Origin of the sequence: Streptomyces auratus, from assembly GCF_050433025.1 — a bacterium.
In the GTDB taxonomy this organism is placed as follows: domain Bacteria; phylum Actinomycetota; class Actinomycetes; order Streptomycetales; family Streptomycetaceae; genus Streptomyces; species Streptomyces sioyaensis.
In genome coordinates this window covers 3,461,845-3,475,162 of record NZ_JBNGCB010000001.1, presented here as the reverse complement: position 1 = coordinate 3,475,162, position 13,318 = coordinate 3,461,845, and the positions used below count along the sequence as shown (strand labels likewise).

General features: G+C 72.5%; 12 protein-coding genes. 7 read left to right on the top strand and 5 right to left on the bottom strand.

Annotated elements, in window-relative coordinates; all coding sequences use genetic code 11:
- Window positions 1–58: 58 nt before the first annotated feature.
- Window positions 59–1,279 carry a serine hydrolase domain-containing protein gene (locus tag BKA18_RS14890; protein WP_366046788.1) on the top strand — a complete coding sequence of 407 codons (1,221 nt, stop codon included), beginning with the start codon at window positions 59–61 and terminating at the stop codon, window positions 1,277–1,279.
- 483 nt (window positions 1,280–1,762) lie between these two features.
- Here the strand turns inward: BKA18_RS14890 and BKA18_RS14885 are convergent, their stop codons facing one another.
- From BKA18_RS14885 to BKA18_RS14870, 4 genes are all read right to left on the bottom strand, one after another.
- Entirely contained in the window at window positions 1,763–2,608 is an 846-nt protein-coding gene (locus BKA18_RS14885; RefSeq protein WP_366048375.1) for an EamA family transporter, read from the bottom strand.
- Window positions 2,605–2,883 carry a YbaK/EbsC family protein gene (locus tag BKA18_RS14880; RefSeq protein ID WP_366048376.1) on the bottom strand — a complete coding sequence of 93 codons (279 nt, stop codon included), beginning with the start codon at window positions 2,881–2,883 and terminating at the stop codon, window positions 2,605–2,607. The genes BKA18_RS14885 and BKA18_RS14880 overlap by 4 nt, the downstream gene beginning before the upstream one ends.
- Window positions 2,884–2,971: 88 nt before the next feature.
- Entirely contained in the window at window positions 2,972–4,624 is a 1,653-nt protein-coding gene (locus BKA18_RS14875; protein WP_366048377.1) for a penicillin-binding transpeptidase domain-containing protein, read from the bottom strand.
- A 153-nt stretch (window positions 4,625–4,777) separates the two neighbouring features.
- Window positions 4,778–6,532 (bottom strand): dolichyl-phosphate-mannose--protein mannosyltransferase, encoded by a 1,755-nt coding sequence (locus tag BKA18_RS14870; RefSeq protein ID WP_366048378.1) that lies wholly within the window; start codon window positions 6,530–6,532, stop codon window positions 4,778–4,780.
- An 88-nt stretch (window positions 6,533–6,620) separates the two neighbouring features.
- Between BKA18_RS14870 and rsmI the strand changes: the two genes are divergently transcribed.
- The 6 genes from rsmI to BKA18_RS14840 all read left to right on the top strand — a co-directional run bounded on the left by rsmI (window position 6,621) and on the right by BKA18_RS14840 (window position 12,323).
- Window positions 6,621–7,526, top strand: coding sequence for a 16S rRNA (cytidine(1402)-2'-O)-methyltransferase (gene rsmI, locus BKA18_RS14865; RefSeq protein ID WP_366048379.1), 906 nt, complete (start codon window positions 6,621–6,623; stop codon window positions 7,524–7,526).
- A gap of 172 nt (window positions 7,527–7,698) precedes the next feature.
- Window positions 7,699–8,151, top strand: a complete 453-nt coding sequence (locus BKA18_RS14860) for a hypothetical protein (RefSeq protein ID WP_006605109.1) — start codon at window positions 7,699–7,701, stop codon at window positions 8,149–8,151.
- Window positions 8,152–8,184: 33 nt separating this feature from the next.
- The gene (locus BKA18_RS14855; protein ID WP_366048380.1) at window positions 8,185–9,090 is read left to right on the top strand and encodes a TatD family hydrolase; all 906 of its coding nucleotides are present in this window, start codon (window positions 8,185–8,187) and stop codon (window positions 9,088–9,090) included.
- Between the two features lie 179 nt (window positions 9,091–9,269).
- Window positions 9,270–10,424: a resuscitation-promoting factor gene (locus tag BKA18_RS14850; RefSeq protein WP_366048381.1), complete on the top strand. Its 1,155-nt coding sequence runs from the start codon at window positions 9,270–9,272 to the stop codon at window positions 10,422–10,424.
- A gap of 22 nt (window positions 10,425–10,446) precedes the next feature.
- Complete coding sequence (rsmA, locus tag BKA18_RS14845) at window positions 10,447–11,418, top strand: 16S rRNA (adenine(1518)-N(6)/adenine(1519)-N(6))-dimethyltransferase RsmA (RefSeq protein WP_366048382.1); 972 nt, start codon at window positions 10,447–10,449, stop codon at window positions 11,416–11,418.
- Window positions 11,415–12,323 carry a 4-(cytidine 5'-diphospho)-2-C-methyl-D-erythritol kinase gene (locus tag BKA18_RS14840; RefSeq protein WP_366048384.1) on the top strand — a complete coding sequence of 303 codons (909 nt, stop codon included), beginning with the start codon at window positions 11,415–11,417 and terminating at the stop codon, window positions 12,321–12,323. The genes rsmA and BKA18_RS14840 overlap by 4 nt, the downstream gene beginning before the upstream one ends.
- A 203-nt stretch (window positions 12,324–12,526) precedes the next feature.
- On the opposite strand, the gene BKA18_RS14835 is transcribed toward BKA18_RS14840, so the two are convergent.
- Complete coding sequence (locus BKA18_RS14835; protein WP_366048385.1) at window positions 12,527–13,291, bottom strand: alpha/beta hydrolase fold domain-containing protein; 765 nt, start codon at window positions 13,289–13,291, stop codon at window positions 12,527–12,529.
- Window positions 13,292–13,318: the final 27 nt, after the last annotated feature.

Below are 13,318 nucleotides of genomic sequence, written 5' to 3'. Positions count from 1 at the left end.
TCCTGGTCATCAGCACTGATCCGCGCGTTGCACCATGGATGGGGCACGAAAGTGACGGATGAGTGGGAAGCAGGAATCAGTGGTGGACGTCCAGGGCACGGTCGAGGACGGCTTCGAGCCGGTCCGGGACGCCTTCATGGCCAACTTCGCACGGCGCGGCGAGCGGGGTGCGGCGGTCGCCGTCTACCAACACGGGCGCAAGGTCGTCGATCTGTGGGGCGGCACGAAGGACGGCGACGCCCAGGGGGAGGCCGCGCCCTGGGAAGCCGGTACGGCCCAGGTGATCCGCTCCGCGTCCAAGGGCATCGCCGCCGTCGTCCCGCTGCTGCTGCACCAGCGCGGACAGCTCGACCTCGACGCCCCGGTCGGCACGTACTGGCCCGAGTTCAAGGCCGCCGGCAAGGAACGGGTCCTGGTCCGCCATCTGCTCTCGCACCGCGCCGGGCTGCCGGTGCTGGACACCCCGCTCACCCCCGCCGAGGCCATCGACGGGGTCAGCGGCCCCGCCGCGGTCGCCGCGCAGGCACCCGTCTGGGAGCCCGGCACCGATCACGGCTACCACGCCCAGACCTACAGCTGGCTGCTGGGCGAGCTGGTGCGGCGGATCACCGGCCGCACCATCGGCAACTGGATCGCCGAGGAGATGTCCGGGCCGCTCGGCCTCGATCTGTGGCTCGGCCTCCCCGAGGCGGCGCAGTCCCGCGTCGGCCGCCTCGCCGCCGTCGAGACACCGGCCCCGCCGGCCGCGACGGGGCTCCGGGTCCGCCCGAAGCCGTCCGTCGCCGAGGCGTACGCCGATCCCGAGTCGCTCACCAGCCGTGCCTTCGCGGCGATCTCCCCGGCCCCCGACGAGAACGACCCCGCCTACCGGGCCGCCGAGCTGCCCGCCTCCGCGGGCATCGCCACCGCCCGTTCCCTGGCCCGCTGTTACGCCGCCCTCATCGGCCCCGTCGACGGCCACCCCCGGCTCTTCGCCCCCGCGACCCTCACCCTCGCCCGCACGGAGGAGTCCGCCGGCCTCGACCGCACGTTGCTCGTTCACACTCGCTTCGGCCTGGGCTTCATGCTGCACGGCTCCGCCGCTCCTCTTCTGGGGCCCGGCTCGTTCGGTCATCCTGGACGCGGAGGCGCCCTCGCGGCCGCCGACCCCACGACGGGCCTGGCCTTCGGCTACGTCACCAACGGAATGCAGCGCAACGTGACGGCGGATCCTCGTCCTCAGGCGGTGCTGCGCGCTCTTTCCCACGTTGTCGGGTTTCCCGCCGTGTCTGTTCGGTGAGTTGTTTCCCGCCTTCGGCGGGAGCGAGGTGGGTTTGTGGGGTGGGGCCCGGTGGCTGTGTGGTGGGTGGCGGGGGCAGGGGCTCCGGGGTGGGTGTGTGGACTGCTTCGCTTTACGTCCACACACCCACCCCTCCGCCCCTGCCCCCTCCCGTAGCGATGGGGCCCAACCCCGGTGGGGGTGCAGAAGAAAACAAAGACAAAGACCAGAAGCTCGGCCGGAGTACGACAGGGCCGAGCTTCTGGTTTTTGACAGATTCCCCCACCGGGCGGGGGTCGCCAACCGAGCGGGAGGTGGTGGGCCGGAGGGGCCTGTGTTGTGGACGTAAAGCGAAGCAGTCCACAACACAGGCCCCGGAGGCCCGCCACCGCCACCCACCACACACACCCAGCGGCCCCCGCCCAAACCCCCACCCCGCCGAAGGCGAAAACCACAGACGAGGCCCGGCGCCGCAGCCGACTTCGTTCGGCTGGCCGCCAGGCGTTACGTCAACATCAGGCCGATCCCGATAACCATCAGCCCCGCCGCCGCGATCCGTGGCGCGCCGAACCGTTCCTTGAAGAAGACCGCGCCGATCGCGGCGCCGACGATGATCGAGGATTCGCGCAACGCGGCGATGGGGGCGAGTGGGGCGCGCGTCTGGGCCCACAGGACCAGGCCGTAGGCGAAGACGGAGAGCACCCCGCCGACCAGGCCGCGCAGGGCGACCGGGCGCAGCTCCGTGAGGAGTTGGCGGCGGCGGGTGGCCAGCGCGTAGGCGGGGATCACGGTGCCTTCGAGGACCATCAGCCAGGCGATGTAGCCGAGGGAGCTGCCGGAGGCGCGGACGCCCAGGCCGTCGACGGTGGTGTACGAGGCGATGGCCAGGCCGGTGGCGAGCGCGGCGATGATGGCCGGCCAGTGGGGGCGCGTGCCAGAACCGCGTATCCCCCACAGGGCGACGCCGACCAGGCCCGCGGAGGCCAGCGCCACGCCGGCCAGTGCCCAGGGGCCGGGGACCTCGTGGACGAAGACGGCGGCCAGGACGGTGACGACCAGCGGGGCGGTGCCCCGGGCGATGGGGTACATCTGGCCGAAGTCGCCCAGGCGGAACGACTGCATGAGCAGGGCCTGGTAGACGATGTGCAGCACGCCGGAGGCCAGCAGGTAGGGCCAGGCGCCGGCGGCGGGGAGCGGGGTGACGGCGGCCATGGCGAGGCCGCAGAGCGCACCGCCGCCGCCGACCAGGGTGAAGGCCAGCAGCTGATCGCGGATGCCGTGGGCGAGGGCGTTCCAGCTGGCGTGGGTGACGGCGGCCAGCAGGACGGCCGCGACGACGAGCGGCGTCACGAGGTGCGCTCGCGCACGTCCACGACACGGCCCTGGGCGTACTCGATCAGGGACGCGGGGTCGAGCGGGAACACGGTGTGCGGGGTACCGGCGGTGGCCCGGACCGTGTCGTGCGCGAGCAGCCCGCGGTCGGCGAGTACACGGGTGCGGGTGGCCTCGGGGAAGCGGCGGACCTCGACGGTCGGGCCGAGTTCGGCGAGGGCCTCGGCGAAGCGGGGGTGAGCCGGTGAGGTGGTGGCGGTCTCCAGGGGGGTACTGGACGCGGAATCGCTCATGGCCCGCACGCTAACGAAAGCTGTACGGGCCATGCGACCTTCTTTTGACCGATGAGACGAGGCGCACGCGGCCGTGCGCCCCGCTCCCTCAGCCGGCGGTGAGGATGGCGCGGACCACCGGGCCCGCGTTGGAGCCGCCGTGACCGCTCGCCGGGACGACGGCCCCCGCGGCGAGGTCGTCGCGGTAGGCGGTGAACCAGGCGTTGGGCTTCTTCTGGTTGTCGACCTCGGCCGAGCCGGTCTTGGCGCCGACGTCACCGCTGACCCCGGCCATCGCCTCGGCGGCCGTACCGGAGGTCGCGGTCAGCTTCATCAGCGACTTCAGACCGCTGAGAGTGGACGGCTTCATCGTGCGGGAGGCCTTGGCGAGCGTCCGGTTGTCCAGCGACGGCGCGACGATGTACGGCTGGTGGAAGGAACCGGCCCGGACCGTCGCGGCGAGCGAGGCCACATTGAGCGGGTTCATCCGCACCCCGCCCTGACCGATCAGCGAGGCCGCCATCTGGGCGTCGTGCTGCACCGGCACCGCGCCGTCGAAGGTGGGGATGCCGGTCTGCCAGTTCAGGCCGATGCCGAAGACGTCCCGGGCCTCGTTGGTCAGGTCGTCGTCCTTGAGGTCCTTGGCGTGCGAGATGAAGGCGTTGTTGCAGGACGCGGCGAAGCTCTGCGCGAAGGTGCCGTGCTTGATCTCGGACTTGTCGAGGTTCTGGAACTTCCAGCCGCCGACGGTCACGTACTTGGGACACGGGTTCTGCTTGCCGGGCGAGGTCAGGCCCTTGTCCATGAGCAGCGCCGAGGTCACGATCTTCATCGTCGAGCCGGGGGCCAGCGACCCCTGGGTGGCCAGGTTGAAGCCCTTTTCCGGGGAGTTGGCGATCGCCAGGATCTCGCCGGTGCTGGGCTTGACCGCGGCCGCGGAGGCGGACTTCTTGCCCTTGACCGCCCGCTCGGCCGCCGACTGCATGGCGGCGTCCAGGGTGGTCTTGAGCGTGCCCGGCGTCCCCTTGGAGAGCACCTTCAGCGTCTTGTCCGGCAGCTGGTCGGCGGGCTTGGCGCTCTTGGCGCGCTGGATGAACAGCTCCACGCCGGGCTTGCCGTCGGTCTTGTCGCCGTACTTGTCGCGCAGGCTGTCCAGCACCCCGGCCAGCGCCGGATGCGCCTGGGGGGTCAGCGCGGCCCCATGGCGGTCCACGGCCTTGATCGGCGGCGCCTCGGCCTCGCCGGTCCGCAGCTGGTCGCCCTTGGCCAGGCCCGGGTGCAGCACCGTCGGCCGCCAGGCGACCTGCGGCTTCCCGGTGGTGGTGTCCCGCTGCACGGTCGCGGACGTGCGGTACGAGTAGGCCGCCTTGGTGCCCTTGTAGTCGATCTGCGCGGAGACGGTGTACGGCACCTTCTCGCCGTCCGGTGTGCCGGGCGTCACCGTCATCTTGGAGAACTTCGCCTGCTTGCGGAAGGCCTCCATCGCGCTCTTGCAGGTCGACGGACTGTCCGTCAGCCCGGCCGCCTTGGCGGTGTCGCCGGACTGCCAGGCGGACAGGAACTGCCGCGACGCCGTCTGCACTTCCTTGGCCGACAGGGGGCCGGTCGGCACCTTGGTCCCCTTTTCGCCCGACTTGGCATCCGCCGACTTGACCTCGCGCGAAGACGAGTCGTCCGAGCCGAACAGCGTCAGGCCGCCCACAACTCCCGCGACCAGGGCCACCGATCCGCCGATCAGCCCGTACATCACCTCACGGCGCATGCCACCCATTCCCTCCGAAGCGTCGTCCTTGAATACGCACACAAGAACGTGCCTCGCACTCTAAGGGACACGGGGAAGCCATGAGTCTCGATCCGGGCACGGTCCGGTGACGCACTGTTGTAAGCCTGTGACAGAACTGTCGAATAACTCGGTTCACACCCAGGTGTCGAACCACATCCGGTGGTGCCAGGCCGACTTGGGGATCGGCATACCCGTATAGAGCGGATAGAAGTAGATGAAATTCCACACGATGAGGAGGACCAGGACACCGGCCCCCACCGCGCCGACCGTGCGGCGCCGCTCCGTTGACCCCGGGGGCCCGATGAGCGCGCCGATCATCATCGCCAGCGCCAGACACAGGAATGGGACGAACACCACCGCGTAGAAGAGGAAGATGGTCCGCTCCTGGTAGAGGAACCACGGCAGATAGCCGGCCGCGACTCCGCAGGCGATGGCCCCGGCCCGCCAGTCCCGCCTGAACAGCCAGCGGTAGAGCACGTAAAGCAGCGCGAAGCAGGCCGCCCACCACAGCAGGGGGGTGCCCAGCGCCAGCACCTCGCGGGCGCAGCCCTCGGCCGCCGTGCAGCCGTCCTGGCCGGCTTTGGGGTCCTCGTAGAAGTACGAGACCGGTCGGCCCAGGACCAGCCAGCTCCACGGGTTGGACTGATAGGTGTGCGGGGTGGTCAGTCCGGTGTGGAAGGCGTAGACCTCGGTTTGGTAGTGCCACAGGCTGCGCAGCCAGTCCGGCAGCCAGGTCCAGGCGCCGGTACGGCCCTCCGGGGTGGTCGCCCAGTCGCGGTAGTAGCCGCCCTTGGTGGCGATCCAGCCGGACCAGGACGCGAGATACGTGGCGAGGGCGAGGACGACCGTGGACCCGAACGCGGGCAGCGCATCGCGGCGGAGAACCGACCGGAAGGGGCGGCGGGCACCGGCCGTACGGCGGGCCGCGACATCCCACAGCACCGACATCAGGGCGAACGCGGCGAGGTAGTACAGACCGTTCCACTTCGTCGCGGCGGACAGGCCCAGACACAGCCCCGCCGCGATCCGCCACGGCCGCCACCCCAGCCGCAGCCGGTCACCGACCGCGTCGTCCGGGCGGGCCGCCCCCGCCCCGTACCCGGTGTCCTCGGCGAGCGGCAGCGCCGCCGCCAGCCGGGCCCGGGTGCGGTCCCGGTCCACCAGCAGACAGCCGAACGCGGCCACCACCCAGAACATCACGATCAGGTCGAGGAGCGCGGTGCGGCTCATGACGAAGTGCAGCCCGTCGACCGCCAGCAGGGTCCCGGCCAGACAGCCCAGCGCCGTCGACCGCAGCAGCCGCCGGCCGATCCGGCAGACCAGCAGCACCGACAGCGTGCCGAGCAGCGCCACCATGAACCGCCAGCCGAAGGGGTTCATCCCGAAGGCCCACTCGCCCAGCGCGATCAGCCACTTGCCCATCGGCGGATGGACGACGTACGAGTGCTCCGGCGAGAGCAGCAGCTGCGGCGGATGCCCGACCAGCGCGGCATTGGCGTTCTTCGCCCAGGTGCCCTCGTAGCCGTACTGCAGCAGCGACCAGGCGTCCTTGGGGTAGTACGTCTCGTCGAATATCACCTTCCGCGGGCTGCCGAGGTTCCAGAACCGCAGCACCCCGGCGAACACCGCCACCAGCAGCGGACCGGCCCAGCCCGACCAGCGCGCCAGCCGGGCCGCCGCGGCCGGGCCCGCGCCGAACACCGCCCACAGGCGGCCGCTCGGCTCGGGGAAGGGGGGCACCAGCCGCGCCCGGACATCGGGCTGCGGGCCGGCGGGGTACCCGAAGCGGCGCAGCCGCCGCCGCCACACGGGCGGCCGCCCGGCCGGCTCCGGGGCGTGCTGCGCGGCGGCGTCGGTCGCGGTGGTGTCACTCGTCACGCGGCCCATCGTAGGGAAGCCGCCTGTGCACCTGCGGGGAGCGCCACCGTGCGAACCGGCGGGTCGGGGCGCGGCGGCCTCCTGGGAGGATGGGCGGGTGACTGGAACGCTGGTACTTGCAGGGACGCCCATCGGCGAGATCGCGGACGCGCCGCCGCGGCTCGCCACCGAGCTGGCCGCCGCGGATGTGATCGCCGCGGAGGACACCCGGCGGCTGCGCCGGCTGACCCAGGCGCTGGACGTCCAGCCGTCCGGGCGGATCGTGTCGTACTTCGAGGGAAACGAGGCGGCCCGGACGCCCGAGCTGGCCGAGGCGCTGGCCGGCGGGGCGCGGGTGCTGCTGGTCACCGACGCGGGGATGCCCTCCGTCTCCGACCCGGGCTACCGGCTGGTCGCTGCGGCCGTCGAGCGCGACATCAAGGTCACGGCCGTACCGGGCCCCAGCGCGGTGCTCACCGCCCTGGCCGTCTCCGGTCTGCCGGTGGACCGCTTCTGCTTCGAGGGGTTCCTGCCCCGTAAGGCCGGCGAGCGGCGCACCCGGCTGCGCGAGGTCGCCGACGAGCGGCGCACGCTCGTCTATTTCGAGGCACCGCACCGCCTGGACGACACCCTGGCCGCGATGGCCGAGATCTTCGGTGCGGACCGGCGCGCGGCGGTCTGCCGCGAGCTGACCAAGACCTACGAGGAGGTCAAGCGCGGGCCCCTGGGAGACCTCGCGTCCTGGGCGGCACAGGGCGTACGCGGCGAGATCACGATCGTCGTCGAGGGGGCGCCGGAGGCCGGGCCGCAGGAGCTGGGCGCCGAGGAGCTGGTTCGCCGGGTGCGGGTCCGTGAGGAGGCCGGGGAGCGCCGCAAGGAGGCGATCGCCGCGGTCGCCGCGGATGTGGGGCTGCCCAAGCGGGAGGTCTTCGATGCGGTGGTCGCGGCAAAGACCGCTGAGAAGACCGCGGCAAAGACCGCGGAGCAGAGCTCGGCGAAAACCGACTCATCAGAAGGTAAATGACTGGCCTCGAAGGTAAAGGGTGTGGCTGCGCGATCGGGTGTTTTTCCTGCCGCGGGCCAAAACTGGGCCAATACGATAGAAGCACTACTGCGCTGTGGCCGGAAAAGGCGTTCCCTGGGTCAGGGGCGAACGGTTCCCCGAAGACCTTGTCCAGCGGACAAGAGGAGCGCACATGAGTGAGATCGCGAAGGCCACCGGCGTCACGACCAGCGAAGACCGCACCCTCTCCAGGCCCGAGGCCGCCGCACACGAGGCGTACTCCTTTGCCTGCATGCGGTGCGGCCACGGCTGGGAGCAGGCGTACGAGATAGTCCATCAGGTCGACGGCAAGGGCGATCTGCACGTCGTCTACTACGCCGACGGCGAGCGGGTCCCGTCACCGCTGACCCACCCCTCCTGCCTGAACTGCAGCAGCAATATCGTGCGGATCATGCGTTCCGGGCAGGTCTCGATGGTCTCCGACGCGATCGCGAACATGCACCAGCGCCAGCCCGGCAGTGAGAAGCGGAAGGAACCGGCCCCCGCGGCGGACACCGGCGGCAGCGGCAGCACCGCCGAGGACACCGGCCGCCACCACTGGCACCTCTCCGACCTGCTGCACCCCTTCCAGCACCACCGCAAGTGAGGCCCGCGCCGCGGCCCTCGTAGGATCGCGGCCATGGCACCGCAGGACAAAGACACTCCGCCGCCGCTGCCCGAACCACTTCGGGTGGCGGTGGCGGATTCGCACACCCACCTGGACATGCAGGGGAGCACCGTCGACGAGGCGCTCGCCAAGGCGGCCTCGGTCGGGGTGACCACCGTCGTCCAGGTGGGCTGCGATCTGGCGGGTTCGCGGTGGGCCGCCGAGACCGCGGCCGCGTACGACAGCGTGCACGCGACGGTGGCGCTGCACCCGAACGAGGCACCGCGGATCGTGCTCGGTGATCCTGGGGGCACCTCCCAGCCCCCCGGGGCTGGGGGAGGCTGGTCGCGGCAGGGGGCACGGGAGCCGGGCGGCGACGCCGCGCTCGACACCGCGCTCGCCGGGATCGCCGAGCTGGCTGCGCTGCCGCAGGTGAGGGGCGTCGGCGAGACCGGACTGGACTACTTCCGTACGGGTCCTGACGGCATGGCCGCCCAGGAGCGCTCCTTCCGCGCCCATATCGAGATCGCCAAGCGGCACGGCAAGGCCCTGGTCATCCACGACCGGGAGGCACACGACGACGTGCTGCGGATCCTGCGCGAGGAGGGCGCCCCCGAACGGGTCGTCTTCCACTGCTACTCCGGTGACGCCGCGATGGCCGAGATCTGCGCCGCGGCCGGCTACTTCATGTCCTTCGCCGGCAACGTCACCTTCAAAAACGCCCGGCAGTTGCGCGAAGCCCTCGCCGTCGCCCCGCCCGAGCTGGTGCTCGTCGAGACCGACGCCCCCTTTCTCACCCCCGCGCCGTACCGCGGACGGGCCAACGCCCCGTACCTCATTCCGGTCACCCTGCGGGCGATGGCCGAGGTCAAGGCGATGACGGAAGACGCGCTGGCCACCGCCGTCGCGGCGAACACGGCGCGGGCCTTCGGCTACTGAGCGGCCGGCGGCCTGCGGCAGCGGGCGCTGACGGGCCCGCCACCGGTACCACCGGCCCCCTCGCGGCAACCGGAGTCCCCCGGAACGCCCACTATCCGTACCGGTCCGACTTTGGAGAGTGACCGGGCATTCCGCTACATTCCGGCCGTCAACCGCAGCCGGGGCATGTGGAGCGCGCCGTGAGTCATTCGCAGAGCAGCCACCGCGTCGCGCGCGGCCGTCGCAGACGTCGCGCCGAACACCCCGAAGCGCTGCGCCGGTTGCTGCCCCGGGCGCTGGTCGTCGCCTTCCTCGCCGGCGGCACCACCGCCTTCATCGCGCACGACAAGGCCGTCCGGCTCACCGTCGACGGCACCCCGCGCACCCTGCACACCTTCGCCGACGACGTCGACGACCTGCTGGCCGACGAGCATCTCGCCATCGGCGCCCACGACATCGTCGCCCCCGCCCCCGGCACCGCACTCGGCAGCGGCGACGAGATCGTCGTCCGCCACGGCCGCCCGGTCGTCCTGACCATCGACGGACAGCGCCGCACGGTGTGGACCACCGCGGACACCGTCGCCGGCGCGCTCCACCAGCTCGGCGTGCGCGCCGAGGGCGCCGTGCTGTCCGCCGACCGCTCCCGGCGCATCGAGCAGCACGGCATGGAGCTCGCGGTCCGCACCGAACGCTCGGTGGTCATCGTCGCCGACGGCCGGGAACACCGGGTCCGCACCAACGCCGCCACCGTCCGCGAGGCCCTGGCCGAGGCCGGACTCGCGCTGCGCGACCAGGACACCACCTCGGTGCCGCCGGACAGCTTCCCGCGCGAGGGCCAGACCATCTCCGTGCTGCGGATCACCGGCTCCAAGGAGGTCCGCGAGGAGCGCCTCCCGTTCCGTACGATCCTGCGGGCCGATCCCCGTCTGGCCCGCGGCGTCCGGTCGGTCGTCCAGCAGGGACGGTTCGGCGTGCGGCGGGTCACCTACCGGGTGCGCACCGTCAACGGCGTCCGGCAGAAGCCGAAGCGGCTGCACACCGAGATCGTGCACGCTCCCCGCCCGCAGATCGTGCACCTCGGCACCATGGTGCTGCCCACCTCCGTCCGCGGCGCCGACCATCTCGCCTGGCATGCGCTGGCGCAGTGCGAGACGGGCGGGCGGCCGAACGCCGTCGACGCCTCGGGCACCTACGGCGGGCTCTACCAGTTCGATGCCGGCACCTGGCGGGCCCTGGGCGGCCGCGGACGTCCACAGGACGCCTCCCCCCAGGAACAGACCTACCGGGCCAAGAAGCTCTACATCAGAAGGGGGGCGAGCCCGTGGCCGGTCTGCGGCCGTAAGCTTCACGGGTGAACGAGCGCACCGAGGCTTTGGCATGAGCAAGAGCACCACCGACGAATCCGGTCCCCTGCTGGGCGCCGCCGACATCCGCGAGCTGGCCGCCGCGCTGGGCGTCCGCCCCACCAAGCAGCGCGGCCAGAACTTCGTCATCGACGCCAACACCGTCCGCCGGATCGTGCGGACCGCCGAGGTGCGGCCCGACGATGTCGTCGTCGAGATCGGCCCGGGTCTCGGCTCGCTGACCCTGGGACTGCTGGAGGCCGCCGACCGGGTCACCGCCGTCGAGATTGACGAGGTGCTGGCGGACGCGCTGCCCGGCACCGTCGCCGCCCGGATGCCCGACCGCGCCGACCGCTTCGCGCTGGTGCACAGCGACGCCATGCACGTCACCGAGCTGCCCGGCCCGGCCCCCACCGCCCTGGTCGCCAACCTGCCCTACAACGTCGCGGTGCCGGTGCTGCTGCACATGCTCGCGGCCTTCCCGACCATCGACCGCACCCTCGTCATGGTGCAGTCCGAGGTCGCCGACCGGCTGGCCGCCCGCCCCGGCAACAAGGTCTACGGCGTGCCGTCGGTCAAGGCCAACTGGTACGCCGAGGTCAAGCGGGCCGGCGCGATCGGCCGCAACGTCTTCTGGCCCGCCCCCAACGTCGACTCCGGCCTGGTCTCCCTCGTCCGCCGCGACAAGCCGATCGAGACCTCGGCGAGCCGCGACGAGGTCTTCGCCGTCGTCGACGCGGCCTTCGCCCAGCGCCGCAAGACGCTGCGGGCCGCGCTGTCGGGCTGGGCCGGCTCGGCCGCGGCCGCGGAGTCCGCCCTCGTCGCCGCCGGCGTCTCTCCGCAGGCCCGCGGCGAGGCACTGACCGTCGAGGAGTTCGCGCGGATCGCCGAGCACAAGGGACCGGGCGGGGAGCCCGGCATCCGGCAGTCACGGGGACAGCAGGCGTCAGCACAGGGAGAGCAAGCATCAGGGGGAGAGCAGACATCCGGGGGAGAGCAGGCATGACGACCACCACCACCTCGATCACCGTCCGGGTACCGGCCAAGGTCAACGTCCAGCTGGCGGTGGGCGCCGCCCGCCCGGACGGCTTCCACGACCTGGCGAACGTCTTCCTCGCCGTCGGCCTCTACGACGAGGTCACCGCCACCCCCGCCGACGCCCTGCGGATCACCGCCGAGGGCCACGACGTCGACCGGATCCCCCTGGACCGCACCAACCTGGCAGCCCGCGCCGCCGAGTTGCTCGCCGCCCGACACGGCATCGAGCCGCACGTCCACCTCCACATCCGCAAGGACATCCCCGTCGCGGGCGGCATGGCCGGCGGCAGCGCGGACGCCGCCGCCGCCCTCCTGGCCTGCGACGCCCTCTGGTCCACCGGCGCGTCACGCGACGAACTCCTCGACATCTGCGCGCAGTTGGGCAGCGACGTACCGTTCAGCCTGGTCGGCGGCGCGGCCCTGGGCCGAGGCCGCGGCGAACTGCTGACCCCGCTCCCCGTCGGCGGCACCTTCCACTGGGTCTTCGCGGTGGCCGACGGCGGGCTCTCCACCCCGGCCGTCTACGGCGAGTTCGACCGGCTGACGGCGGGGACGGCGGTCCCGGAGCCCGAGGCCGCCCCTGAGCTGCTGGGCGCGCTGGAGTCCGGCGACTCCACCGCCCTCGCCGCGACCCTCGCCAACGACCTCCAGCCCGCGGCGCTTTCCCTGCGGCCGTCGCTCACCGCGACCCTGGAGGCGGGCACCGCCGCCGGCGCCCTGGCCGCCCTGGTTTCCGGCTCCGGCCCGACCACGGCCTTCCTGGTCAAGGACGCGGAGTCGGCAGGCGAGGTGGCCGCGGCACTGCTGGCGTCGGGAACCTGCCGCCAGGTACGGGTGGCGGATTCACCGGCGGTGGGGGCGAGGGTTCTTTAGGGCGCGCCCCGTCCGCCGCGCCTTCCGCACGAGGTGCGGACAGCAGCCTCGTGCGACCGTACGTCCCTGCCGCGGAGGCGCGGCAGCGTGCTGCGGATCAGGACGTCCGGCGCCGGGAGCTGGAGGAGTCCGTGCGCAGGCTCAACACCTGGTCGTCGGGTGGGGGCGCGCGTCGTTGAGGCGCACCGCGAGCGGGCGGAGCGTTACGCCGAGGCCCCGGCGGCCTCGGCCAGCGCCTGGGCCACCAGCCGTCCCGCTCGTACGGCGTGCTCGGCAGCCGTCGGCACGCAGCGGTCCGCCGCAGGGTCGTACTCGGCCATGATCACGCCTGCGTGGTCGGTCTCCGGCTCCTGGAGGGTCGCCGCACGGCCCGCGGCCCGCAGCACCTCGGCGAGGTCGTGGGAGTGCCGCGCCGCCAAGACGGTGTCGCGGCTGCCGTGGACGAGGTGGACCGGGACGCTCGGGTCCCGGCCCGCGGCGAGGTCGGCCAGTGGTGCGGTGCCGGTGGTCCGCGCCGTCAGGTCGTAGCGGCCCGCCACGCACACCACGGTCCGCGGCCGCCATCCGTCCGCGATCTCGGGCCGCAGCGCGACCCCCAGCGCGGCCCCGGCCCCGGCCGACCACCCGGCGAGCACGTACGACTCCCCATCGCTGCCCAGCCCGCTCGCTTCCTTGCGGGCGAACGCCAGCGACTCCAGCAGGTGCGCCCGGCCGCCGTCCGTGGCGTCCGAGCGCCAGTCCGGTACGAGCACCAGCAGCCCGCGTGCCGCCGCCGTGCGGGCCAGCGGTTCGAGCACATCCCGCTCGTCGGGGCCGATGCCGTGCCAGAGCAGCACGGTGGGCGCCGGCCCAGGGGCTTTGGATTCCCCCGCCGGACGGTGGACGTCCAGCCGCTTGCCGCTGGGGCCGTAGAGCAGTCCGCGTTCCGTCTCCACTGCCATGTCCGCCATGCCCATGTCCGGTGCCATGACGGCACGTTACAACGGCGGCGCGGT

Excerpts from the sequence above, each read along its gene's own strand:
- BKA18_RS14890 (WP_366046788.1), top strand. The coding sequence starts at position 59 with ATGAGTGGGAAGCAGGAATCAGTGGTGGACGTCCAGGGCACGGTCGAG.
- BKA18_RS14880 (WP_366048376.1), bottom strand. The coding sequence starts at position 2,883 with ATGAGCGATTCCGCGTCCAGTACCCCCCTGGAGACCGCCACCACCTCA.
- BKA18_RS14875 (WP_366048377.1), bottom strand. The coding sequence starts at position 4,624 with ATGCGCCGTGAGGTGATGTACGGGCTGATCGGCGGATCGGTGGCCCTG.
- BKA18_RS14870 (WP_366048378.1), bottom strand. The coding sequence starts at position 6,532 with ATGGGCCGCGTGACGAGTGACACCACCGCGACCGACGCCGCCGCGCAG.
- BKA18_RS14860 (WP_006605109.1), top strand. The coding sequence starts at position 7,699 with ATGAGTGAGATCGCGAAGGCCACCGGCGTCACGACCAGCGAAGACCGC.
- BKA18_RS14855 (WP_366048380.1), top strand. The coding sequence starts at position 8,185 with ATGGCACCGCAGGACAAAGACACTCCGCCGCCGCTGCCCGAACCACTT.
- rsmA (WP_366048382.1), top strand. The coding sequence starts at position 10,447 with ATGAGCAAGAGCACCACCGACGAATCCGGTCCCCTGCTGGGCGCCGCC.
- BKA18_RS14840 (WP_366048384.1), top strand. The coding sequence starts at position 11,415 with ATGACGACCACCACCACCTCGATCACCGTCCGGGTACCGGCCAAGGTC.
- BKA18_RS14835 (WP_366048385.1), bottom strand. The coding sequence starts at position 13,291 with ATGGCACCGGACATGGGCATGGCGGACATGGCAGTGGAGACGGAACGC.